This window comes from Mycetocola spongiae (assembly GCF_020424085.1).
GTDB classification, from domain to species: Bacteria; Actinomycetota; Actinomycetes; order Actinomycetales; family Microbacteriaceae; genus Mycetocola; species Mycetocola spongiae.
In genome coordinates, this window is sequence record NZ_CP080203.1 from 1,469,045 (window position 1) to 1,492,705 (window position 23,661).

Sequence of the window (23,661 nt, forward strand, 5' to 3'; positions counted from 1 at the left end):
GATGCATAGGAGCAGACGATGTCTTTTACCCCTCTCGCGAGTGACTTCTACGGATTTGAGACGCAGCTGAGCGAGCCCGAGCGCGAGGCACTGGGCGCGCTGCGCGGCTATCTGGAGGCCGAGGTCGCCCCCGTGGTCACCGATTATTGGGATCGCGGCGAGTTCCCGCACCAGATCGTGCAGCCGCTGATGGCCACGGATGTTGCGCGCTGGGCCTGGCCCGAGACCGCCCCGTTTAAAAACTCCGCCGTGTTCCGCGGGTTTATCGCCCTGGAACTCTCCCGCATCGACGCCTCGGTGGCCACGTTCCTCGGGGTGACCGAGGGCCTCGCGATGGGCTCCATCGGCCTGTGCGGCTCCGAGGCGCAGCGCGCCGAATGGCTGCCGCGCCTGGCCTCGGGCGAGATCGTGGGGGCCTTTGGGCTCACCGAACCCCTCTCCGGCTCCGATAGCGCCCGCGGGCTCACCACCACGGCCACGCTCGAGGGTGATACCTGGGTGCTCAACGGCGAAAAGCGCTGGATCGGCAATGCCACGTGGAGCGATATTGTCATCATCTGGGCCAAGGACACCGCCGACGGGCAGGTTAAGGGCTTTATCGTGCCGACCGATACCCCCGGCTATACCGCCACCAAGATCGAGCGCAAGATTAGCCTCCGCATCGTGCAGAACGCCGATATCGTGCTTGATAACGTGCGCATCCCGGCGAGCCTGAAGCTGGAAAACGCAAACTCCTTTGCCGATACCGCGAAGGTCCTGCGGCTGACGCGGGCGGGTGTGGCCTGGTCCAGCGTGGGTGTCTCGATCGGCGCCTATGAGGCCGCGGTGCGCTATGCCACCGAGCGGGTTCAATTTGGCAAGCCGATCGCCGCGCATCAGCTGATCCAGGATCTGCTGGCCAAGTGCCTGGGTAATATCACGGCGTCGATCGCGATGTGTGTGCGGGTCTCGGAGATGCAGGATCAGGGGGTGCAGGCCGATGAGCACTCGGCCCTGGCCAAGGCCTTCTGCACGGCGCGCATGCGCGAGACCGTCGCCTGGTCCCGGGAGATTTTTGGCGGCAACGGCATCGTGCTGGACTATGGTGCCGCCCGGTTCTTCGCCGATGCCGAGGCGCTGTATTCCTATGAGGGGACGCGCGAGATGAATACCCTGATCGTGGGGCGCGCGATCACCGGCAAGGCGGCATTTGTTTAACCCCGCGGGGAGCGCGGTGGGGCCCGGCCGGGATCGCCCGGCCGGGCCCCACCGCAATCCGGAGAGGTAGCGCTACCCTGGTAGTTATGGCTCAATACCGCGTGTCTCCTCCCCCGTCGCTCACCACGGAGCGACTGTGGATCCGCGCGATCGCCACCGCGGCCCTATTTGTGGCGCTCGGCGGCGATGCCATCCGCAATACGCTCGGGCTCACCGGCTTTATCGTGGTGGCCGCGGCGCTCGGAATCGCGAGTGCCGCGTTCCTCTTCAGGCAGCTGCGGCACAGCGGCCTGCGTGGCCCCTGGCCGTGGTCCCTCGCCGCCTTTATCCTGTATGCGATCGCCTCGCTTGCATGGTCCAGCTGGCCCGGTGCCACCGTTATCACGCTGCTGGGCATGCTCCTGTGCACGGTTCTGGGCCTCTTTTTGGCGCTCGTGACCTCGTGGACCGAGCTGGTCTCGGCGCTCTCGCTGGCGCTTAAGGCCCTGCTGGGGCTCTCGATTCTTTTTGAACTTTTTGTCTCGGTGGTGCTGCGTCGCCCGGTCCTGCCGGTCTTCCCCCTCACCGGCGAGGCCTTCCCGGCCAAGCCCCCGCTGCTGATGTATTGGTCGCGTAATGAGCTCTTTGGCGGCGACCGCATCCAGGGCATCGTGGGCAATGCCAATCTGCTCGGCGCGCTTGCGCTGCTGGGCATCATCGTATTTTCCCTCCAGCTCGCACAGCGCCGCGTGATGCCCGCGAGTCTGCTGGTGCGCGAGGGCGGGCGCGGCTGGGGCATTTTTTGGCTTGCGCTGGCCGTGCTGCTGTTTGCCCTGTCCCGCTCCTCCACGATGATCCTCGCGCTGGGCGCCGTGATCGTGGTGGCCGCGGCCGTGCTGCTGATCCGGCGCGCGGCCCCGGGCCCCGCCCGCACGCGGGTCTATCTCTGGGTGGGCGGTGTTGTGGTGATCGGCGGCGGCGCGGCCCTCGCGCTGCGCGATACCGTATTTGGCCTGCTTGGTAAGGGCTCGGACCTGACCGGCCGCTCCGAGATCTGGGATATCGTCGCGGGGGTGGCCCGGCGCAGCCCGGTGGTGGGCAATGGTTATGCCAGCCCCTGGATCCCCGCCTTTGAGCCCTTCGACTCGCTGGTGGTGCGCCACGGTGTGGTCCAGTTGCAGGCGCATAATGCCTGGCTGGATATCTGGATGCAGCTCGGCGTGATTGGTGTGGTCCTGCTCGGGGCAGTGTGCGTATCCACGCTATGGCGCACCTGGTTCATGGCCGTGGATCGCCCGCGCGTGGACCTGGACGCCTCGCGCCCCTATACGCCCCTCGCGATGCTGCCCCTGCTGCTGCTGATCGTGCTGCTCGTGCAGTCCGCGGCCGAGAGCCGCCCGCTGATCGAGTGGGGTTGGGTCCTGATCGTGCTGCTGGCCGTGGCCAGTAAGCGCCGCCCGCTGATGGATGCCTTTGGGCCGCTTGCCCCCGAGGCCGCGGCCGCGGCCTCGGCACGCTATACCCGCACGGAGCGGGCGGAGTGATTCTTCCGCGCCGCCCGGGTCGGGACGCACTCCTGCACCTGCGCACCCTGGTGACCGGCGCCCCGGGCGCCCAGGCCCTCGCGGTCACGATCATCGCGTGGTCCTTTTGTGTTCCGCTCACCCGCGCGTTTCTCGGCTGGGCCGGGGTCGCCGCGGCCCTGATCACGCTGATGCTGCTCGCGGGCCTGCTGCTCGTGGCGCGGCGCGACTATATCGAGTGGGGCGGCGCCGTGCCGCTCACCCTTATTCTGTTCCTGGCCTGGTGTGCGCTCTCGGTGGTGTGGTCCTCTACCGCATCCGGCTCGCTGGTGGGCGCCGCCTATCAGTGTGGTTTTGCCTTCCTCGGGGTGGCCGTGGCGCTGAGCCGGGATACCATCCAGATCGTGCGCGCCGTGGGCACCGCGATGCGCATTCTGTTGACCGCATCCCTGCTGCTGGAGATCTTCTCCGGCATCCTGATCGACGTGCCGATTAAGTTCCTGCGCATCGACGGCGCGATCGCCGCGGGCGGACCGATCCAGGGCGTCTTCGGAACCCGTAATTTCCTCGCGTTTGCCGCGATGATCGCGCTGGTGACGTTTGTGATCGAGTGGCGCACACGCTCGGTCCCGCGCGGGGTCACGATCTACTCGGCGATCATCGCCCTCTCCGCGCTTCTGCTGAGCCGCTCCCCCGTGATGCTGCTCGTGGCGCTGATGCTGCTCGTGGCCACCGCGGCGCTCTATGGCATTCGTAAGGCCCGCGCCGACCGCCGCAGCGGCCTGCAGTGGACCCTCCTGAGCGTGACCGGGGTGAGCATCGCCCTGATCTATTTCAACCGCGTGGCCATCCTCACGGCGCTGAATAATAACGGCGAGTTCCTGACCCGCTATCGGCTCTGGATCCAGATGTGGCGGCTGATCCCGGTGAACCTCGTGGAGGGCTGGGGCTGGGTGGGCATCTGGCGCGCCGATGTTGCCCCGTATAACACCATCAACTACCTGCTGGTGCGCAATCACCGCTCGGGCCTGAACGGCTTCCTGGACGTCTATATCCAGGTGGGCATCGTGGGAATCCTGCTGTTTCTGGCGCTTGTGGTCACGGCGTTTATCCGTTCCTGGCTGCTGGCCAGCAATCGGCGCACGGTCACCTATACCTGGCCCGCGCTGATCATGGTGATCCTGATCGTCACGAGCGTGGCCGAGAGCTTTGTGCTGACCTCGGGCGGCTGGCTCCTGCTGGTGATCTGCGCCACCCAGGCCTCGCGCTCCACGGGCTGGTTATTGCGCTTCCGGGAGACCCGGCGCTCGATGGATCCGGTTCCGCGCGAGTAGCTCGCCCTGCGGCACCGCAAAACCGGGGATATTTTGGGTCCGGCGAACGACGTTCACCCCCGGCTCGGGAGCGATATCAGGGTTGTGCGGCGGCCAGAAGGTCCTTTTTCCCGCGGATACACACGGGGCGGGTCATTATCGCCGAATGCCCGCTCGCCGGTATCACCGGAGAACCCGGCATTTTTCGGGAGCTGCCACATTGCGAGGTGCGGGGCAATTGCATATTGCGCTGGATCCCGGGGCTTCGGGCCGCAGCGCCTCCCCCGTTAGCCGGGTTTAAACCGATGGCCGCGGATCGAGCGAGCGCTCTCCGCTAGCGCTGCCTGCCACCGAGGACCCACCGTGTTTAAGCCCGCCCGCGCCCGTGATATGGCAGAGCAGCTCGACAAAATGCGCTCCCCAGGAACGTGTGGCGCGGTTGAATATCCCGGCCGCACTCCCCGAAGCACCTTTGCCGCGTCACGGCGCCCGGGCGAACGGCGCGCGTTGAGGTGGCTACCCGATCTCCTGAATTTGCGGATGCGCCACCGACTCAAACCAGGGTGTGCTGCACGATTATCGGGCGTGGACCCTGCACTATCCCGCCGGAGAGAGTGACCGGGTGGGCACGCAAAGTCCGTGCTTCGTCGCGGCTTCCGGGGCGCAATAAACGGGTGGATCCGGGAGGACGGGGCCGAACGACGGGACATTTTGTGCCAAAGTCCGTGAGTTAAAGTCCCAATCGGCCACGCTGAGTGGTGCCATGACAGTAAGTCGGATGATTCCTCGGGGCGGGTCTGGGCGGGCTTAAAGCGGCAAAAACATGAAACCCATTCGGGGGGTGAAATTTTCGAAACCGAGACGGGTCTTCTATTAGTGGCAACGCGCAAGTGTTGCACATAGTCATGAGTAGCGGCTGAGCTACATTTACTAGAGATCGGAACAGCTTGGGGAACACATACCAGCCACCGGTTGCGATACCACGCACCCAAAAACTTCGGAACAGCATACTCGGCGTCACAATGGTGACGTTACTTGCTTTCACCGGGCAGCTCACGGGCTCCCCGTCAGCGGCCTATGCCACTGGCGCACCCGGCGCCTCGGATTCTTCCGGCGCCGACACAACACAGGTTTCGAAAGCCGATGATCAGCGAGCGGGAATGACGGTTAACCAGACCGTTGGCACCGGGGGCCGCACCACGATCGATGGCTATTCTGATGTGGTGTCCATCGAGGCACTCATTAGCTTGCCCGTGGGACATACGCTTCTTGCCGGTGGTGTCACCACGCTTACCCTTGATCCCTCGCTGAAACTGGCAAACTTTGGTACCCTGCCCTCCGGCGCGAAATCGCAGGTTTGGGACGAACCAACCGGCACACTCACCGTGACCTGGGATACGCTGCTCTCCGGCGGCTTCTACGGCGTTAACCTGAACGCCAAGGCCTCGGCCCTTGCCGTGGCTTCCTCCTCCTTCACGGCCACCGCGGTGACCGTGGGTACCGCCGAGAATGGTTCCGGAGCGACCGGACCGGTCGATACCCGCACCACCAGCCTCCCGCTGAAGGCTAAGGAGGGCGTCTTCGCCGAGGGGACTATGCCTGTGTCCGCCGGTGACTGGACCATCGCCGGAATCTCGAGAACTCTATTCCCGGGGGCAACCGATCAGGTTTACCCCCGTTTGACTCAGGTGGTTGATGGGGCGCGCTCCTTTAATAACCTCGAGACGGCCGTGCACTGGCAGTCCGTGGGTATTGAGGGCGATGAGCTATTGCCCAGGAGCTGGATGCGTCGACACATGGTGGCCGCCATGGGTGGCGTCACGGCCATCGGTGAGACCACGCGAAACGATGACGAGGAAAATCGTTATTCGGTGGGCAGCCAGGGCGGCCCCCTGGTAGCCGCTGGACTCAGCAACCTGACCTTTGTCGTACCGGCCGATGCAAAGCCGGGCACCTACTCGGTAACGCGTACTTTGGAAGATACCCGAGCCGATGGCACCGTAGTGGTTGTGGCCACGTCCGTACTGCGGATCACCGTGTCCGAACCGACCGAGTCCAGAGTCACGTTTAACGGGTCACGCATTCCCGCCGAAACGGCCATCGGTAGCTCGTTTGAATGGGGCGGGTTTATCGGCGTCCCCGCGCCTCCCGCGGCACTCAAGGACCTTCAGGTAACGCTCCCGATTCCGGAGGGTACCACCCCGAAGGCTTTCGCGGCGTCGCTCTATGTGAGCGTTGCACCGAAGTCCGTGGAATTCACGACCGCCGATCCCGCAGCCAGTGAAGGGTGGAAGCCGCTGGAGCTTTCCAACGGGGTTTCCGGGGAGATTACGCAGGCAAACCCCGAGAAGATTACCGGGATTCGCTTTGTGATGAACGACATCACCTCAACGGCCTCCCCCGAATACTCCTATTTCTCGCTGACGCTGCAGCCCAATGCGCCGCAGGCCGGAGACACCATCTCGATGAAGGCGTCGTCGATTACCTATATCGACCCGGTCGCCGGTGAGAGCTCCCTGACCGCGGCGGCAAACTGGGGCGGAAGCACCACGATTATTCCGGCTAAAGACGCCAAAATGGAAATCGCCCTGCAGGACACCGGTTTCAGTGCCGACCCGAGTTTCGATCAGACACTCGCCAACGGCAACTCCTTCCGGAGCAGGCTGTTCCTCGGTTCCACGGGCACCAAGCCGATCGCGAAGCCCTATACATTTTTTGTGGTTCCCAAGGGGATGACTGCCGCCACGCAGCTGGTCGAGACCTGTCAGCCCGTTACGTGGCCCTATGCGTACGGAGGATGTATTTATGGTACGCCGGTGCTCTTTCCCACCCCCGAGCTTGAGGACGGGAGCATCACCCTTTCCGATGGTTCCACGCTGTACTATTTCCAAGATACAAATAGCGAGCTGAACAACGGCGGCCGCCTTCAGGTGACGCAGATGCACGTTGCCCCCACGTTCACGCTGAACCACGTGTTGGCGGGAGAACACCAGGTCTTGATTGGCGCCGGCTCGGCCGCCTCGGACGATTTCACTATCTCCTCAAGCCGCAGCAGTCATGCCGCATACGGTAAAAAATCCCTGTCCGAGGATGCCTCCTATGGCTCCTTTTCCGGGATTTCGGGGGAGATCCGGGACGCGCTGTCGGGCGTTGGTATTAACACCGAGGGCCTGGCAATGATGGGTGAGCGGGGCTTCACTGCCTCGCAAACGACCACGGTGGGCTCTTCGATCACGGTGACCGGCGAGGACGGCAAGCCCGTTCCTCCCGGAAACGGAAAGGTTGCGGTTGCTAAGCCCGGCGGAACCGTCGGCTATCAGGTTGATGTGTCCAATACGGGCTCCGTCGCGTATAAAAACTTCCAGTTCATTGATGTGCTCCCCTATGTTGGGGATACCTATACCATCGAGGAAAATACTCCCCGAGGATCGCAGTTCCCCACGACCCTGTCCGGAAACGTGAGGGTTGCGGTGAACGGGAAGGTCTCTTCCGGGGCCACCCTGGAATACTCAACTTCGGAGAAGCCCGACCGCTTTGATCAAACAGGTGCGGACGTGGTCGGCGACGCTCGCTGGCTGCCCTATACCGGAGCAGTGAACGGCGCCAAGGCGCTGCGTGTCACCCTGGCAAACGGTGTGGAATTCTTGCCCGGCGATAAGATCACGCTCTCGTTTGACGCGACTCTGCCGGCAAACGCCCCGCGTGACGGGGAACTGGCAAATAACTCCATCCCGTATCGTTTTGCCACCCCCTCCGGTGAGTGGATTGCCTCCGAGGCACCGCTGGTTTCGCTGAAATCAACCGCACCGAGTGGAGACGTGGAGCTCAGTGGGCTTGCCTACCTGGACCTCAACGGTAACGGAAAGCTCGACGATGGCGAGCCCGGAGTTAACGGCGCCGGAATCAGCCTGCAGCTGTATAAGAAGGGAACCGATAATAAATTCGCTGCCGAGGGCAGCCCGGTCACCCCGAATATGAACAACGGTATTGATGGAATCTTCCCGTTTGTTGCGCTTGAAGAGGGCATCTATAAGATCAAGCCCCTCAGCAGCAATGCAAATATCTCGTTCCACGCTGACGCGCTGGACGGCGAGGGCTTCCTGAAATACAACTGGCTGGCCAACGACCCGATCAATAATAATTCCTCGGGCGGCTCTGTGGATACCGAGCCTTATAACGGCAAGTCGGAGTTCGCCGTAGGCACGGCCGCCGGCGTTGCGTCCGAATGGATCCGTGACCTGCGGCTCCCGGTAGAGGCCGTCACCAACGTATCGGGGACCGTGGAGCTTGTCTCTGCAAACGGAACCCCGATGACCCCGAATAGTGCCATGGGCCCCTATCTGGACGACTACACCGTCACGCTTAAGGGCGAGGGCGTAGATAAATCGGTGAAGACAAACTCTTCCGGAGTATTCTCCTTCGAGGATCTTGACCGCGTTGTGCCCGGTAAGTACACCCTGAGCTTTGCTTCCGGGTCCAAGGCCGGCGTTCTGGTTGAGTCCGATCTGAATAACGATCAGGTCTTCGCCAATGGCGAGTACACTCTCAACAACCTTCAGCCGGGTATCGGTGCAAGTGGCATTCGTGTCTACTACACGGACGATAAGCTCCCCGTGAGCCAGACCCCGGTGCTGACCGGAGCCATCGATGTGGGTGGTGTTCCGTTCAACCCGACCGGCGCATCGCTGAAGGCCACCGATGCTGAAACCCTGATTGCAACGCAGTCTTGGAAGCTCATAAAGAACGATGAGACGGCGGGCAGCGGCACGATCGCCGGTGGCGATGGTTCCTTCGTGATGCCCCGCGGCCTTGCCGACGGTAGCTATACCCTGGAAGCGACGGCCACCGACCTCGTGGGCAACGTGTCAGCACCGGCTCCGTTGGTGTCGTTCAATGTGGATAAGTCCGCGCCGAACCTGGCGAGCACCAGCACCGAGCAGACGTTTGTGAAGGATAGCCCCGCGGCTCCCGCAACCGCCGCCGGCTGGATCACTCTCTACGGCGTGACCGCCACCGACGCCGGAGCAGGTTTGCCGGCAAATGGCGGCATCACCGTGGACTCCAGCAAGGTTAAGACAACGCCTGGTAGCTACGAGGTAGTATTCACCGCGGTTGACTCCGTGGGCAATACCACCGCCGCAAAGGATGCTCTGAAGGTGACTTATACGGTCGCCTATGCCGGAGACCCCGTGCTGGTCCTGAAAAATAATGCCGCCACGTTCGAAATGGGAGATGCCGAGCCCAGCACCAACGCGGACTGGACGAAGCTCTTTGGGGACCTAACCGTCAGCTTTGGGCACTCGAGTGTGAGCGAAAAGACCCGGGTCATCAACTCGGATCAGGTTGACTTCAGCACCCCCGGCACCTATCCCGTGACGTTCACGGTCACCGATTCGCTGGGAGCCGTTGGAAGCACAACCGGACAGATTACGGTGCGGGACACCACCGCACCGGTGATCAGCTCCGCCGAGAAGACCGTTGTTTATAAGAAGGGCGATACTCAGCTCGACCCGACGGACTCGCAGGCCTGGATTGATCTCTTTGGTGTTCGGGCAACCGATACCGGTGGAACCGGCCTCAAGTCCCTGACGGCAGACGCCAGCAAGGTGACCTATACCGCCGCTGGTAACTACGGAGTGGTCTTCACCGCAACGGATGAGGCTGGAAACACCTCGAATCTGACGCTCAGCTATAAGGTTGAATTCGCGGGCGACCCGAAGATCAACATCGTGTCGACCCAGAAATCCTGGGAGATGGGCGGCACCCAGCCGACCACCGATAAGGAATGGGCCGAGCTGTTCGGCGTTACCGCCGAGGTTGCAGCGGGAACTACGTTGAAGAGCATCACGGCGGATTCCTCGGCCGTGGAGTTCACCACGTGGAACCCGGCTCCCGGCTATACCGTGACGTTCACTGCCACCGATAATCTCGGCAATAAGGCAACCGCCACCGTGCAGCTGCTGGTTGTGGATACCAAGAAGCCCAAGGCCTCGGCCAAGGTCGACACGCTCGCCCAGGCTATGACGCAGCCCGAAACCGCGTGGACCACGCAGCAGTGGCTGGATGCCTTCCAGGTATCGGCCACCGATACCGCGGGCTCGGGAATCGATGCCGATACGTGGGCCGTCTCCCAGACGGTGGACTACACCACGGCCGGCAACTATCCGGTGAGCTTTACGGTGAAGGATAAGGCCGGAAACGATTCGAATACCGTGACCGTCACGGTTGTTGTTCAGGCTCCGCCTACCAGCTCGGCCCAGGAGGAAAAGCGCATCCCGCAAGAGCGTGGTGTGAAGCTTGACCCCCTGTCCGTATCCACCACAACCGGTAAGTTGGAGGCCCTCTCGGAGGCAAGCCTGGGCCAAACCACCCAGGGTGGAAGCCTGAAACTCGTTGACGGGAAGGTCGTTTATACCCCGGCACAGGGCTATAGCGGCCCCGAATCGTTCAGCATCACGGTGACCGACACCCTCGGACAAACGGGAACCGTGGGGTATAACTTCATCGTGGTAGCGGCTCCCGTCGTGGCCGAGGGCGCGACCTTCGACTACACCGTACCGATGGACGGCGACCTCGAGATTAACGATCTCACCGGTCCCGCCAGTATCACCGGCGAGCAGTTGACCGTCACCGCGGTTAAGCAGCCCGAAGGCTTTGTTGGAGAGCTGAGCATCGATAAGGATAAGGAGGGCGTGGTCTTCGCCACCGACCGAAGCAACTGGGCGGGGAAGAACACGGCCACGGTAACCATCTCGGATGATCTGGGACAGGAAGTGGAGATCACCGCTACCTTCACCGTCGCCGCCCCCACGTTCGCCTCCGATATTGTCTCCGGGTTCTCCGGCGACACCGAGGTTACCCTCACCGCAGGCGGACTCGTTCCGGGAGCCGAGTATGCCGTAGAGCTTCACTCGTCGCCGTTGCCGTTGGGTGTTTTCACCGCAGCGGCGGACGGAACCGGGAAGCTCACGGTGCAGGTACCGGCCCAGGCCGAGACCGGTAAGCACGAAATCGTGCTGCTGAACGGCGCCCGGGAGCTGCGCGGAAACATCGCCTTCGAGGTGTTGGCCGTCAACACGGGAGACGGTTCCGGGGGTAACGTGCCCGGCGAGAACGGCTCCGGCCCCCTCGGCGGACTCAGCCTCACCGGTGCGCAGGGAGTGACCGTATTGACCCTGCTGGCCGGGCTGCTATTGCTGGCTGGAATTGGGGCTTCGTTCCTTGCCAAGCGTCGCCGGACCTCCAGGGAGCAAGAAAACGTCTAGTAGGTAAATCCCCTATAAGACGCAATAAATATGCCGCGTGGCTCCCTCATTGGAGGGAACCACGCGGCACTTGCGGACGAGGGCCAAGAAGCCCTCGTCCGCATTATTCGTCCACCGAACAGGCAAACAAATATTGCAGGAGCAAGAAGGCATAGCGGATGAAGAAGAAAACCTCATCGGTGGAATTCACTGGCCAATTTATTGAAGACCAAGAAATGCTGGCAAGGCACCGCTCGGGAGCCCCCGAAGCCTTCAGCGAGATCTATCAGCGATATGAGGCGGCGGCCTTTTCTATCGCATTACGCTATACATCGTCCCAAACCGAGGCTCAAGACATTGTCCTCGAATCTTTTACTCGCATTCTTGAAGCGATTCGGCGAGGCAAGGGCCCAACCGTCTCTTTTAGCCATTATCTGCGCAGCACGGTGCGCAGCACGGCACTCCGCCTCCTTGATAAAAAATCCCTGGAGAGCACCCATGCTCCCGAGGAGCTCACCGTCCTCGCCGAAGAAATATGGCGCAGAGATGCGGTCGACTACGCCTCCGAATTACCGGATGGCGCCGAGTGGTTGGCCGTCTCGTTTAACGCGCTCGAAGAGCTAGAACAACGTGTTCTCTGGCTGCGTGTCGTCGAGGGAATACCCTCCGTGGAAATCTCCAAGCAGCTCTCGATTACCCCGGTCCGGGCCACACGGATATACCAGCGTTCGATTCTGAAACTCAGGCGAGCCTTCGTCTACGACGCTGTACATAAGAGCGAGGACCCGGAATGTCTGTTAAACCGCGATCGCCTGCTCACCCTGATCACAAAACCCGATACCCCGCTCACGCGACATATCTGCGAATGCCCCACCTGCTCCGTCGTCGTAAAGCGACTGGGAGTCAGCGAACGCACTCTCCTCGCAGGCGTCGTGGTCGCGGGGCTCGTTGGTTCGGGATTCACCTTTGCGCCCCCCGCCGCGGTAGCCGCGGTACCGGTTTTTGGTGGGATACTCGCGACGTTTCTCAGCCTGCGCCTACCCACAAAAATTGCTATCGCCTCTGTCCCGATCGCGGTCGCGGCCGGGGGGATCTGGATAGCGCTCTCGACGCTGCCGGACGAAACCGTCGCCACTTCACACGCTCAAGTTGAGGTGATCCTCGGCCAGCCCGTCCCCGGCGCAGGCAACACGGAGAAACTAATCTCGGTGGGTTCCTGTGATATCACCCGCGAAGCTACCGGTGAGGAAAGGGAACTCTGGCGCGTGAACGAATCCGGGGGGCGTTGTATCGCGCGCATCTCCAAGCCTCACAGCGGGGAACTGCTCATTGACACGGCGGAGGCCCCCCATATTCGCACCGTGGAGATCGCAATAGCGGGTCTTTACAGCGTTACCCTCTCCGACGGGGAGGAACAGCGCTCCGCCGAAATATCGGTATCCCCGGAGCATCCGTATCATATTGAGCATTCGCGGGCCTCATGAGCGTGGCTGAAGCCGCACCGCGGAGTTTTGTGGGATGAGGGTGGACATGAGTTCGCGGTGCGGTATCGGGCCCCGCGAGGGCTCCACGGGAAGGGTGTAATCGGCAAGGCCCTCCCCCAGGGGCTTCGCGAGGATGTTCTGTGCGAGATAAGAACCCGTGATCCCGGCCTCCCGCGTACTGGGCCGGCGAGTAGCGCCTGAGATAACGGCGCAGCCGTGTGGCGGAGCAGGGACCGGGATATTCCCTCGTATATCGGGGCTGCGCGTTGCGTGGCTTCCGGCCCAAACCCCTCAGGGTCCCTTTTCCTCCGAGCGTGTTATTTCGGGGGAAAAGGGACCCGTGCCATTCCTGCCTTTTATGGACCCGGGATAAAACGAGGCCTGCCCCGTCATCCGGTCCTTGTTGTGCGGGGGCGGCTGTGCTCGGGGCGCCACTCGCCCAGAAAACTCGGGCATCCTGGCTCCGGCCGGCGCACTCCGGACGCGGTGTGAAAAATCCCGGAAACGCTCTCGACGGGCTAGGTGCCAAGCACCCGGCGCAGATAGTCGTTATTAAAGCGCCCCTCGGGATCCCATTCGGATCGCAGCCGCACAAAATCGGCGAGGTGCGGATATACCGAGTGCAGGTATTCGGCCTCCGCCGTATGCATTTTGCCCCAGTGTGGCCGACCGCCGTGGGCGCGGAAAATCGCCTCCACGGCGCGAAAATATTCGCCGGGCTCGCTGCGGTAATACTGATGCACCGCGATATAGCCGGTCTGCCGGCCCTGCGCGGTGGAGAGCCAAATATCATCGGCCGCCGCTGAACGCACCTCCACGGGGAAGGAAATCTTCCAGTCCCGGGCGGAGATCAGCGCCCGGATCTCGCGCAGAATCTCGGGGACCCGCTCCAGCTCCACCGCATATTCCATCTCCGCGAAGCGCACCGAACGCTCCGAGACAAAAACCCGATAGGAGGTGCCGGAAAACTCCCGGCTCGCGGTGAGCCTGGCGGCCACCCGGTTGATCGCCGGAATGGTGCCCGGCAGGGCGGCGCCGAGGCGGCAGGTCGCGGCAAAAAAGCGGTTGGCCATGACGTGATCATCCACCCAGCCGCGCAGCCGTCCGAGCGGACGCGCGGGCTCATCCGGGGCGAGCCGGGTATTGGTTTTGGTCAGCACGGTATCGGTATGCGGGAACCAGAAAAACTCGAAGTGATCGGATGTGCGGGTGCGCTCCAGATAGCTCTCGATCACGTGGTCCACGGGTTCTCGCCGTTCCCGGGCGGCCAGCATAAAAGACGGAACACAGCGCAGCGTGATCTCCGAGAGGATCCCCAGGGCCCCGAGCCCGAGCCGGATCGCGGGGAGCGCGGACGGGTTATCTGTGTCGCTGACCTCGCGCACCTCGCCATCGGCACACACCACGCGCGCGGCGGCGAGGCTCGCGGACATGCCGCGCGCGGCCAGGCCCGTGCCGTGGGTGCCCGTGGCCAGGCTCCCGGCCAGACTCTGGCGATCGATATCGCCCATATTGGGCAGGGCCAGGCCGTGCTGGGCGAGCAGGGGGCCCACGCTGCTGAGCGGGGTACCCGCACCAAATGTGGCCAGGCCCGCGTCGGCATCCACCCGCAGCAGTCCGCTCAGCGCCGCGACATCCACCTGGATACCCTCGGTCAGCGCCACCCCCGAAAAACTATGCCGGGCCCCCACCGCCTTCACGGGCAGGCGCTCCTGAGCCGCGCGGCGCATAATCTGCGAGAGTTCGGCCTCGCTCAGGGCCGAGCGAGCCCGGACCGGGCGAAATACCTGGGTGCGTCCCCAGTTGGCCACGGGTGCCGGTGCGCTCATAAAAATGCCTTTCCCTCTCCGCGATAGGTGGGAACCACACCGATCACGCGGGTGCCCGATACCAGCTGCAGTTCACTCACGCGCTCGCAGGTTTCACCCGCCTTGGCCGGGCGGAACCATACCCGCGATCCGTGCGGCAGGCTGGGCAATCCGCGCAGCGGCGTCTGCACCTCCCCCGCGCCCTCGCTCCCCACCAGGCTCAGCCCCGCGGGCCATACCGGGATGGGAAGTCGATCGGGTGCGCCCGGGCCGGAGGCGATCCAGCCGCCCCCGAGTACCGTGGAGATCCCGTCCGCGGGACGACGCACCACCTCGCCGGCAAAACCAAACGCGGGCAGCGGTCGAAAGCGCGAATAGTGGTCAAAGAGGTGCGGGCCGTAGAGCCCGCTGCCGGCCGCGAGCTCGGTGAGCGAGGGATCGGCGGTGCTCAGCTCCAGGGAACCGGTGCCACCACCGTTAATAAACTCCGGGGTGATCTCGGAGCGCAGCGCGGCGATAAGCACACGCCGCCGCTCCTGCACCCGCGGCCAGACCAGGGCCTGCATCGCGGAGACCAGGGCGCCGCGCACGGGGCGTCCCGGGGGTGCGTTTCCGACCCCGGCGATCTGCGCCTCATAGCTCATCGCCCCGATCAGCCGGAAGCCGGGCCGCGCGGCGATCTCCCGCGCGAGTGCCAGCACCTGCTCGGGATGGCGGATGGGCGAGCGCCAGACGCCGAGCCGCGGCAGCAGCGGCACGTCCTCCGCCGCATCGAGGTCCATGGCCACCCGGATCTCGGCGTGCCCGGAGCCCAGCACGGCATCCACGGCGTCCAGGTGCGCGATATCGTCCACCATGATGCAGACGCGTTCACGCAGCGTCTCGGAGGCGCCCAGGCGCGCGAAGGCCTCCCGATCTAGGGAGGGATAGGCCACCAAAATATCGGTAAATTCCTCGGCCAGCCACAGGGCCTCGGGCAGGCTAAACGCGAGGATTCCCGAAAACCCGGGAATCTCCAGCACGGTGCGGATCAGGTCCCGGCTGCGCACCGATTTACTCGCCACCCGGATGGGCTTGCCGCCGGCCCGGGCCACCAGGTTATGGGCGTTGGCGATAAACGCGTCGATATCCACGGCCAGCAGGGGCGCGGCGATCTCCCGGGTCGCGGCATCCATCCGGGCCCAACGCTGTGCCGCCGCCTCGGCCATCTGTGCGGATTTTGGTGGTGTCTGTCTGGTCATCGTTTACCAATTCCCACTGGGTCCAGCAGAAATCCTGGCAGATTCACGCGGACGAAAGTCCAAAATCACGATCGAGCCGGAAGGCCGTCGACCGCTCTACGAGGGCTGAAACAGATCTCTGAGAATCTCAACCCGCCCCTGTGATGTATATCGAGCGTAGTCGCCACGCGGCAGTTCGCCAAGCACCGGAATAATCCGGGCCCAGCGGCGACGGGGAAGTGCCGCCCGAAAGGCCTCCACCCGCAGTTTGCCTCGGGCTGCTTCACGCACGGGAGCCGCAAAAAGCGCGGGACGTGCTTCCAGATAGTTCACCAGCTCCGCGGTTCGTCGCTCCAAAACCACATTTCGTTCACCCCGCGGGCTCAATACCCGCTTGGTCTTCACCCACACGGTGGGACGTCTCACACCAATCGCGTTCTGATCGTGAATGCGATAGGCCATCAGCGGCTTTTCGATGATCCCAATACGGTTTTCTGCCGCAGCAATGATGGCGAGCCACTCATCGTGCAACCAATCACTCGGGATAGGTGCGGCACGCGTCCAAAGACTACGGCGAAATGCCACCGTCATTCCGGTGGCAAGATTCCGCCGCAAAAACGGGCCGAATGCGTGCCCCTCGTGAATCTGTTGGCGCTCCGATTCGGTTACCGGCAGTGTTTCGAAGAGTGTTGTATCGAGGGAACCATCCTGCCCATCGATGAGATCCGCGTCGCCAAACAGCAGATCAACTTCGGGCTGGGCAATAAACGCCTGCACGGCCGTTTCGACGCGAGTGGGGTACCAATAATCATCCTGATCCGCGAGGATGACGATGGGATGCGTGGCCGCTTCTATGGCGGCCGAGAAGTTCCCCCGGACCCCCAGCTTGCGGTCGTGCCGAAGTATGCGAAGCGGCACGCTATCGGAGACCGTGGCGATCGCTAATGCGATGGTGTCGTCCCGGGATCCGTCATCGGAAAGGATGATCTCGGCGGGGAGAATCGTCTGCGAACAGATGCTTCGAAGCTGGGCCTCAATGTATCGCGCCCCGTTATACGTGGCGAGAGCGACAGAAACCGCGGGGGTCCTTTGCACGTCAATTCCTCCCAGGGGACATCCTACGAACACCCCATGATAGTCGAATTGATTGCCTGCTATCGTGGCATAATGCCCCTCGACATTATGTTGCCCTTTTATGGCGATTTTGGTCAGTTCAAGGAAGCCGTGTCGAGCGTACTAGCGCAGACCGATCCCAACTGGCGGCTGGTCATCATCGACGATCAGTATCCCGACCCTCGTCCCGGCGAATGGGCTCAGGCCCTCGACGATGAGCGAATCACATATCAACGCAATGAGGTAAACCTACGAATTAGTGGAAACTTCAACGAAAGTATCCGCCTCATTGCCAACGATCACGCCGTAATTCTGGGCTGCGACGATATCCTCCTTCCGGAATACGTCTCTCGAGTGTCTGCTCTCATTGCGGAGTACCCGCAGGCAGCACTCATCCAGCCCGGGGTCGAAGTCATCGATTCCTCCGGCACGGTTGTATTACCGTTGGCCGACCGGATCAAGGCCTGGTGTCGTCCCCGAGGAACCGGCACCCGGCTCCTTTCCGGGGAGCGACTAGCGACCAGCCTGTTACGGGGTAATTGGCTCTATTTCCCTTCCCTCGTCTGGCGAGCGGATGTCTTTGAATCACGTCGGTTCCGCAGCGACCTTGATGTCGTCCAGGACCTCGACATGATCATGAGTATCGTGGAGGCGGGTGAGTCGCTTCTTGTGGATGAAAAAATAGTTTTTCAATACCGGCGCCACGAGGAGTCTCTGTCGGCTAAGCGAGGCCCCGATGGGAAAAAGTTCATTGAGGAACGATTGGTCTTTCGCGAGACCGCCGAGCGAGCTCGACTCCTCGGCTGGTCACGCACTCGCCGTGCGGCGCGATTGCGGATTACCTCTCGGGCAAACTCGCTGAGCGAAGTTCCTGTCGCGATTAAACTGCGTTCCGGTGCGGCCGTGAAATCACTTCTTCGGCACACTTTTGGGCGCTAGCCACAGCTTAAACGCATAAACTCCGCATCCTTAAACCCTGGATAAGATAGGCCATATGATTACCGCACCGACCAATCCCCTTATTGTGCTTCCGGCGTATAACGAAGAGGAAGCACTCGGGGATGTTCTTCGGGAGATCCAGGCCAAGCTCGGCGCTATCCCTTGCCTGGTTATTGACGATGGTTCCGCGGACCGCACAAGCGAGGTGGCCCGCGACGCAGGAGCCCTCGTGGCAACGTTGCCGCTGAACCTCGGAGTGGGCGGCGCCATGCGGGTTGGCTTTCGCTATGCCCTGGAAAACGGCTATGACTGCGTCGTGCAGATAGATGCAGACGGTCAGCATGACCCAAGCGCGCTTCCCCAGCTCATCGCGGGTCTCGCCAACGCCGATATCGTCATCGGCGCACGGTTTGCGGGAGAGGGCGAGTATTCGGTACGCGGCCCTCGGCGCTGGGCAATGAAGGTGCTGTCGGCAATACTCAGCAAAATCTGCGGGACCAAGCTGACCGATACAACCAGCGGCTTTAAATCCACGGGCCCCCGGGCCCTGAGACTATTCGCGAAGCACTATCCCGCAGAATACCTCGGAGACACGATCGAAGCTCTGGTGATTGCAGCACGGGCAGGATGTGTTGTCCATCAGGTCCCGGTTTCGATGAGGCCCCGTGCGGGAGGCGTGCCCTCACATAACCCGATCAAGGCGGCGATCTACCTCGGTCGCGCTTTCATCGCCCTGCTCTTCGCGATGATTCGCCCGCCCATCTCGATTGCCTCGACTGAAGGAAAACTCTCGTGACCTGGCTCCCCCATCTGCTTGCGATTTTTGCGGCGCTCCTGATACTCGTCCTGGTTATCGAAATGCTCCGTCGTCGCAGACTAAAAGAACGCCATGCGACCTGGTGGCTTCTCGCCGGTACCATTGCGCTGGTTGCTAGTCTGGCCCCGAGCACTCTGGAGTGGTTTTCCGGAGTACTCGGCATCACGATCCCTCTGAACCTGGTATTTTTTGCGTGCGCAGCGGTACTTTTCCTCGTGTGTCTCCAGCACAGTTCCGAGCTGTCGACCCTTGAGGAAAACGTACGGGTGCTTACCGAGGAGAGCGCACTTCATCAGATGCGCCTGGTTGCCCTGGAATCGGCGTTAGGTGAGCAGAGCCCGCGGGCAGATATCGAGCTCCCCAGCGAACGGGAGACCCCGGGCGCCGAGGACTAACGGCGCCTCCGGGCACCTCGCGGGCAGAACGCGGGCACCTCGCGGGCACAACGCGGGCACAACGCGCCCCAGAGCCTCGGAGAGGCTCTGGGGCGCCGCCCGGGCCGCAGCGCGCCGGCTTTCACACCGACGCGCCCGCGGCACCCGGCGAGGGACCTCATCTGCTGACAACGCTCCCTTCCTCGGGCCGAGCACCGTGCCTGGCCATACGGAGTTTCCCGGAGTCGTCGGTATCCGCGCTCAACGAGATTTCGCCTCAGGCTCGCTCGCCCGTGTCCGATCCAGTTTCCTACCGACGTCGCAGAAAGAATAAACGCGAGCCGAGACCGTAAGCAACGGTTGCTCAACCGGACACACGCTAGATAACTCGTCTCCGTCGTCTATGCGATCGACGGGTTGGGCTATTGCGGTCCCGGCTCACCTGGACGATTATCGCGAGCGCCGTTTTCGCGCCGGGGTACACCGGCCTTGCGTATTCGCCACGCCACGCAAACCGCCGCCGTCCGCCTCCCTAAGGGCCAGAAAACGGCGTCCCGTGGATTCGATAGGCACCCGGCTATATCGGGTCCCACGGGCGCGGTGTCAACAGACTATTGCCGGCACAACTGCATCGGGTCATAGGCCCGGCACCCGCCCGGGCAAGACGCCGAGGAGCCTCGACGAGGAGCCTCGGTTAGGAACCCAGAGCCGCGCCGGTCTCGGCGGCGGAGGGAGAAGGAGCAGCGGAGTTCCGCCGCAACACAAATAGGTGGCAGGCAAGCCCGGGAAGGGGGCCCACGGTGAGGGCCACGAGGGCTACCGTGCTGAGTTGTCCGGGGATAAGAAGCAATCCGATGCTGACAACCGCGGCTACCGTCCAGCCGGCGGCAAACGTCCCGTGCAGATCGGCGGCAAGAACCGCCGCCCCGCTCACGCAGAGCGCCGCCGTCAGGCCGGCGGCGGCGACCATGCCCCCCACGAGAAGCGGATCGGGTAGGAATGCGCCACCGGTGACCCACTGCACAAGAGCCGGTCCGATGATCATGGCCACCACGCCCAGGAACACGGCGCCCAACACCACCACCAGAATCAGCTTAATTACACGGGCGAACCGGTCTTGTGCGTTCTTCGAAAAATGCACAATCATGAAGTTTTGAAGTGCCAACAGGGGGATGACCACGGGGGCCCGCACCACGGTGAACACAAAAATGATTGTTGCCAGCGCTGGGTCGTTTTCACCCACGAGCTTCAGGAAGAGCGGAAATCCGCTGATCAACGCCGCGGTCGAAACCGACCCGGCCACGGTACGGCTACAGTTCCAGGTAAGTGCGCGGGCGCTCATGCCCATCCGGGTAGCGGGACGTCGACGCCGCACCATGAGGAGAGCTACGGCGATCGTGGTGAGAGCTACGGGGATAGTGACCGCGAGCTGCAGGTCAAGAATTCCCCCACCGATTAAGACAACAGCCCCCAGAAGCACCGCCCGCAGAAGCGGATCGGCGATGATGGCCACTGCCAGTACACCCCAGCGTTCCTGGCCGTATAGCTGGCCGCTGAGCCCCGAGAAAATAACGTAGGCTGCCGCGCCGACCGCGATCACGGCGGCCGCGATCTGCCCGTCCTGACCAAATACCAGCGGTCCCCAGAAAAACCCGGAACCTACGAGTACTACCAGGAGAGTACCGGCAAGGCCGAATAGAAAATTCTGAGGTCGTACACCCACGGTGCCCACCGCGGGCTCCGCGTCTATCCGCGAAAAGGCGCGCGCGAATTCCTGTTGAATTCCCGCCAGAGCACCGATGATCAGGTAAAACGCGGCCCAAAATGCCATAAAAATGGTGTATTTGGGGGTGTCGCCAAGGGCTGCACCCATGCCAACCTGAATCACGTAGCCCAGCAGACCGGCAATCGCGGTCGCGCCGAGAACCACGGGAAGTCCGGAACGCCGCCCGCGGGAGGCCACCGTCTGCGACTCAGCCATTGAGGACATCACCGATCATTTACTGCGTCCGCGCCTGAGCCGCGCACGCACCTTATGCACAAGAACCCGGGGCCCTCCGTTTTTCAGATAGAAAGCCACTAGCTCAATGTCCTTGCTGATGCCGTGTTTCCGTTTACGCACAGAACGGCCTCCCGCTGCCGGTGCGCCCACGCGGGCGTCGCCCGCGGCCACCCGGTCCTCCGCAAAATGTGCCTCGCGCACAAAATCCGTGAGCGGCGCCAGTACATTCTCCCAGCGGTATTCCGAGGCCACCTCGGCAACATTCTTACGTGCCTTCTGGGCGAAGTCGTCGTTGAAGAGCACCCGTTCCAAGGCCTCGGTCAGCGCCTCAACGTCCTCCGCGGGCACCGAAACACCAAGCTCACGTCGCTCCACGAGTTCCGCGAAATGATCGCCCTCCGTCACCACCATGGGCAGATCTGCCCAGAGATAGTCAAGAATGCGTGTACGGAAAGAGAACGTGGTTTCGATATGGGAGAAATGGGTACTGACGCCGGCATCGGCCTCCGTCAGATAGTTCTGTCGATCGGCGTAGTCAACCCAAGATGAGTTAAAAAACACGTTGACATCGAGAATCCCCAGTTCGGTTGCCAGCGCCCGCGAGCGGGCCACAATGGCCATCTCCGGTACGCCGGGGTGAGGATGCTTTGTTCCCTGGAAAAAAAGACGAACGTTGGGGCGGGTCTGTGCGAGTTTGCCGACCGCACGAATCAGGTTTTCCGGGTCAAACCAGTTATAGAGTCCCCCGCTCCATAGCAACACCTTATCGTCCACGCCGATACCGGGCCAGACGCCCTTGAGCACCGGGCGCTCATGCTTCGGGGGAACGCTGGAGAGACCAAAGGGAACCACCGAGATGAGACCGGTAAGGTCGGGATCATCCTCATAATTCGCGGGATTCACCCGGCCAAGGGCCGCCAGCTGACCTAAATAGAAATGACGCTGCCGTTCGGAGGCACAAATGAAGAAGTCGCCACGTTCCAGCTGCTCGTTCAAGACGTCCGTGGCCGATGACACCTGTCGGGTCCACTCCGCGTTATTATGCTCGCGGCCCTGCTCCAGATGCTCCAAATGCATCGGATCGTAAATATCGCAGACCAAGATCTTGCGAGTCTCCCGAATGCATTTAAACAACGCCATCGCGAGGCCCTGGAAGATAATAACGTCGGCAGTTGCCTCGAGTGCGCGCATACTCCGCTCGTCCCCGGGCGCCACATGCTCAATATCAAAACCGGCTTCGAGGGGCTCAACGGAGGCGAGTGAGACCAGCGTGACATCGTTTTCCACGGCCAGCGCCTCTGCCATATGCCATGCCCTGATGGCAGGTCCCGCCATTTTTACCCCGATCGGATCGCCCGTAATGATCAGGACTTTCCGGGTGGGCGGGCCGTCAAGCACCGCGAATGTATCAACGATATTTGAGTACCCCTCGTGGAAATAGTCACCGGGGAATGCGGGGGCGTCCGTCTCACCAAACAGCTTCCATAGTGCACCGTCACCCGTCACCCGATCGCGCTGGATCTGCGCCCGGGATTCCCGCAGGCTGGGGAGGTTGGCGACGAATTGGTCAACGCCGTAGAGCGTGGCGAGCGCGGACTTAGCCACTTCCGTGCTCTCCGCGTCGCTGCCGCCGCGGCGAAGGTCGAACTCCTGCGAATCAAGCTCTCCTCTTGCGACAGCACGCCGTGCGTTAAGGGCTAATGCCGCGGCAAGGTTCTCGTGCAGCGACTCCTCACCTAAGTTCTTATACAGGGTGAATAACGCGTTTCGTTCCAGGAGATAGGTCTCTTTAAAAGAACCAAACTTACTCATCGAGGCATGGTGCTTATGGAACGCCACCGATCCCGGCTCATACACAAAACGATGCCCCGCGAGGTTCAGGCGCCATCCAAGATCAACGTCTTCAAAGAACATGAAATAACGCTCATCAAATCCGCCAAGCTCGTCAAAAACGCTGCGACGTACAAACATCGCGGCGCCCGTTCCGAAAAGAACATCGTGGGCCTTATCCGGAACCGAAGGAACAGGCTCGGCGGTGAGCGGTTTATAGCCCATTCCGTACCAGGTCAGCGCGGCGCCAATGAAGTCGACCAGTTCACCGTCCCAGTCCAGGACCCGGCTCGCTACTGCACCGATCTTTGACGAATTTTCAAACCGGGAGATAGCTGCGGAGATCCAGTTGCCATCGGGTCGAGCATCGTTATTCAGGAAGGCGACATATTCACCATGAGATCGTGCCACACCGAGGTTGCAGCCGCCGGCAAAACCCAGATTCTCCTTTGAAACGATGAGCGATATACCGTCCACCTCGCGCCGGAGACGCTCCAGGCTGTCATCGCCGGAGGCGTTCTCCACCACGATGATTTCGAGCCTCTCGCGTGGCCAGTCCAGTGCCTGAAGGTTGCGAATGGCATCGATGGTGTCATCGGTACCCCGGAAATTCACTAGGACTACCGAAACTACCCCTGCTCGCCATTCGGCCATGCCATACCTCACTACTCGTTACCAATATGCCCTCGTTGAATCCTAGCAATGCGCCCGCTCATCCCCTGCGCAGCCTCGCCCGCTATGATTGGTACCTGGGAACACGCTTTCCCTGGTGCCGCTGTTTTCCAGCCCGGTAAGCCAGGTCGCATTTCCTCCGTACT

13 protein-coding genes are annotated in these 23,661 nt (G+C 62.2%); 8 read left to right on the forward strand and 5 right to left on the reverse strand.

Annotated features, from left to right (window positions below; genetic code table 11):
- Positions 1-18: 18 nt before the first annotated feature.
- From KXZ72_RS06705 to KXZ72_RS06725, 5 genes are all read left to right on the forward strand, one after another.
- A complete protein-coding gene (locus KXZ72_RS06705; protein ID WP_226083188.1) occupies positions 19-1,197 on the forward strand; it encodes an acyl-CoA dehydrogenase family protein in 1,179 nt (392 codons plus the stop codon).
- 86 nt (positions 1,198-1,283) lie between these two features.
- Positions 1,284-2,720 carry an O-antigen ligase family protein gene (locus KXZ72_RS06710; RefSeq protein WP_226083189.1) on the forward strand — a complete coding sequence of 479 codons (1,437 nt, stop codon included), beginning with the start codon at positions 1,284-1,286 and terminating at the stop codon, positions 2,718-2,720.
- Positions 2,717-4,033, forward strand: coding sequence for an O-antigen ligase family protein (locus KXZ72_RS06715; protein WP_226083191.1), 1,317 nt, complete (start codon positions 2,717-2,719; stop codon positions 4,031-4,033). The genes KXZ72_RS06710 and KXZ72_RS06715 overlap by 4 nt, the downstream gene beginning before the upstream one ends.
- Positions 4,034-5,172: 1,139 nt before the next feature.
- A complete protein-coding gene (locus tag KXZ72_RS06720) occupies positions 5,173-11,277 on the forward strand; it encodes an Ig-like domain-containing protein (protein WP_226083193.1) in 6,105 nt (2,034 codons plus the stop codon).
- Between the two features lie 158 nt (positions 11,278-11,435).
- Positions 11,436-12,740 carry an RNA polymerase sigma factor gene (locus tag KXZ72_RS06725; protein ID WP_226083195.1) on the forward strand — a complete coding sequence of 435 codons (1,305 nt, stop codon included), beginning with the start codon at positions 11,436-11,438 and terminating at the stop codon, positions 12,738-12,740.
- Between the two features lie 518 nt (positions 12,741-13,258).
- On the opposite strand, the gene KXZ72_RS06730 is transcribed toward KXZ72_RS06725, so the two are convergent.
- The 3 genes from KXZ72_RS06730 to KXZ72_RS06740 all read right to left on the reverse strand — a co-directional run bounded on the left by KXZ72_RS06730 (position 13,259) and on the right by KXZ72_RS06740 (position 16,863).
- Complete coding sequence (locus KXZ72_RS06730; RefSeq protein ID WP_226083202.1) at positions 13,259-14,569, reverse strand: D-arabinono-1,4-lactone oxidase; 1,311 nt, start codon at positions 14,567-14,569, stop codon at positions 13,259-13,261.
- Positions 14,566-15,789: an amino acid deaminase/aldolase gene (locus tag KXZ72_RS06735; protein WP_226083204.1), complete on the reverse strand. Its 1,224-nt coding sequence runs from the start codon at positions 15,787-15,789 to the stop codon at positions 14,566-14,568. The genes KXZ72_RS06730 and KXZ72_RS06735 overlap by 4 nt, the downstream gene beginning before the upstream one ends.
- A gap of 96 nt (positions 15,790-15,885) precedes the next feature.
- Positions 15,886-16,863 carry a glycosyltransferase family 2 protein gene (locus KXZ72_RS06740; protein WP_226083205.1) on the reverse strand — a complete coding sequence of 326 codons (978 nt, stop codon included), beginning with the start codon at positions 16,861-16,863 and terminating at the stop codon, positions 15,886-15,888.
- 72 nt (positions 16,864-16,935) lie between these two features.
- Between KXZ72_RS06740 and KXZ72_RS06745 the strand changes: the two genes are divergently transcribed.
- The 3 genes from KXZ72_RS06745 to KXZ72_RS06755 are packed head-to-tail and all read left to right on the forward strand — an operon-like array spanning position 16,936 to position 19,032.
- Entirely contained in the window at positions 16,936-17,820 is an 885-nt protein-coding gene (locus tag KXZ72_RS06745; protein ID WP_226083207.1) for a glycosyltransferase, read from the forward strand.
- A 55-nt stretch (positions 17,821-17,875) separates the two neighbouring features.
- The gene (locus tag KXZ72_RS06750) at positions 17,876-18,616 is read left to right on the forward strand and encodes a glycosyltransferase family 2 protein (protein ID WP_226083208.1); all 741 of its coding nucleotides are present in this window, start codon (positions 17,876-17,878) and stop codon (positions 18,614-18,616) included.
- Positions 18,613-19,032, forward strand: a complete 420-nt coding sequence (locus KXZ72_RS06755; RefSeq protein WP_226083210.1) for a DUF2304 domain-containing protein — start codon at positions 18,613-18,615, stop codon at positions 19,030-19,032. Before KXZ72_RS06750 ends, KXZ72_RS06755 begins: the two co-directional genes overlap by 4 nt.
- Positions 19,033-19,705: 673 nt before the next feature.
- Here the strand turns inward: KXZ72_RS06755 and KXZ72_RS06760 are convergent.
- Both KXZ72_RS06760 and KXZ72_RS06765 read right to left on the reverse strand, forming a co-directional pair.
- Entirely contained in the window at positions 19,706-20,941 is a 1,236-nt protein-coding gene (locus KXZ72_RS06760; protein WP_226083212.1) for a hypothetical protein, read from the reverse strand.
- A gap of 66 nt (positions 20,942-21,007) precedes the next feature.
- Entirely contained in the window at positions 21,008-23,497 is a 2,490-nt protein-coding gene (locus tag KXZ72_RS06765; RefSeq protein WP_226083213.1) for a glycosyltransferase, read from the reverse strand.
- Positions 23,498-23,661: the final 164 nt, after the last annotated feature.

Bases quoted from the DNA above. Each gene is read 5' to 3' on its own strand.
- KXZ72_RS06765 (WP_226083213.1), bottom strand. From the start codon at position 23,497: ATGGCCGAATGGCGAGCAGGGGTAGTTTCGGTAGTCCTAGTGAATTTC.
- KXZ72_RS06705 (WP_226083188.1), top strand. From the start codon at position 19: ATGTCTTTTACCCCTCTCGCGAGTGACTTCTACGGATTTGAGACGCAG.
- KXZ72_RS06710 (WP_226083189.1), top strand. From the start codon at position 1,284: ATGGCTCAATACCGCGTGTCTCCTCCCCCGTCGCTCACCACGGAGCGA.
- KXZ72_RS06745 (WP_226083207.1), top strand. From the start codon at position 16,936: ATGCCCCTCGACATTATGTTGCCCTTTTATGGCGATTTTGGTCAGTTC.
- KXZ72_RS06735 (WP_226083204.1), bottom strand. From the start codon at position 15,789: ATGACCAGACAGACACCACCAAAATCCGCACAGATGGCCGAGGCGGCG.
- KXZ72_RS06730 (WP_226083202.1), bottom strand. From the start codon at position 14,569: ATGAGCGCACCGGCACCCGTGGCCAACTGGGGACGCACCCAGGTATTT.
- KXZ72_RS06750 (WP_226083208.1), top strand. From the start codon at position 17,876: ATGATTACCGCACCGACCAATCCCCTTATTGTGCTTCCGGCGTATAAC.
- KXZ72_RS06720 (WP_226083193.1), top strand. From the start codon at position 5,173: ATGACGGTTAACCAGACCGTTGGCACCGGGGGCCGCACCACGATCGAT.
- KXZ72_RS06725 (WP_226083195.1), top strand. From the start codon at position 11,436: ATGAAGAAGAAAACCTCATCGGTGGAATTCACTGGCCAATTTATTGAA.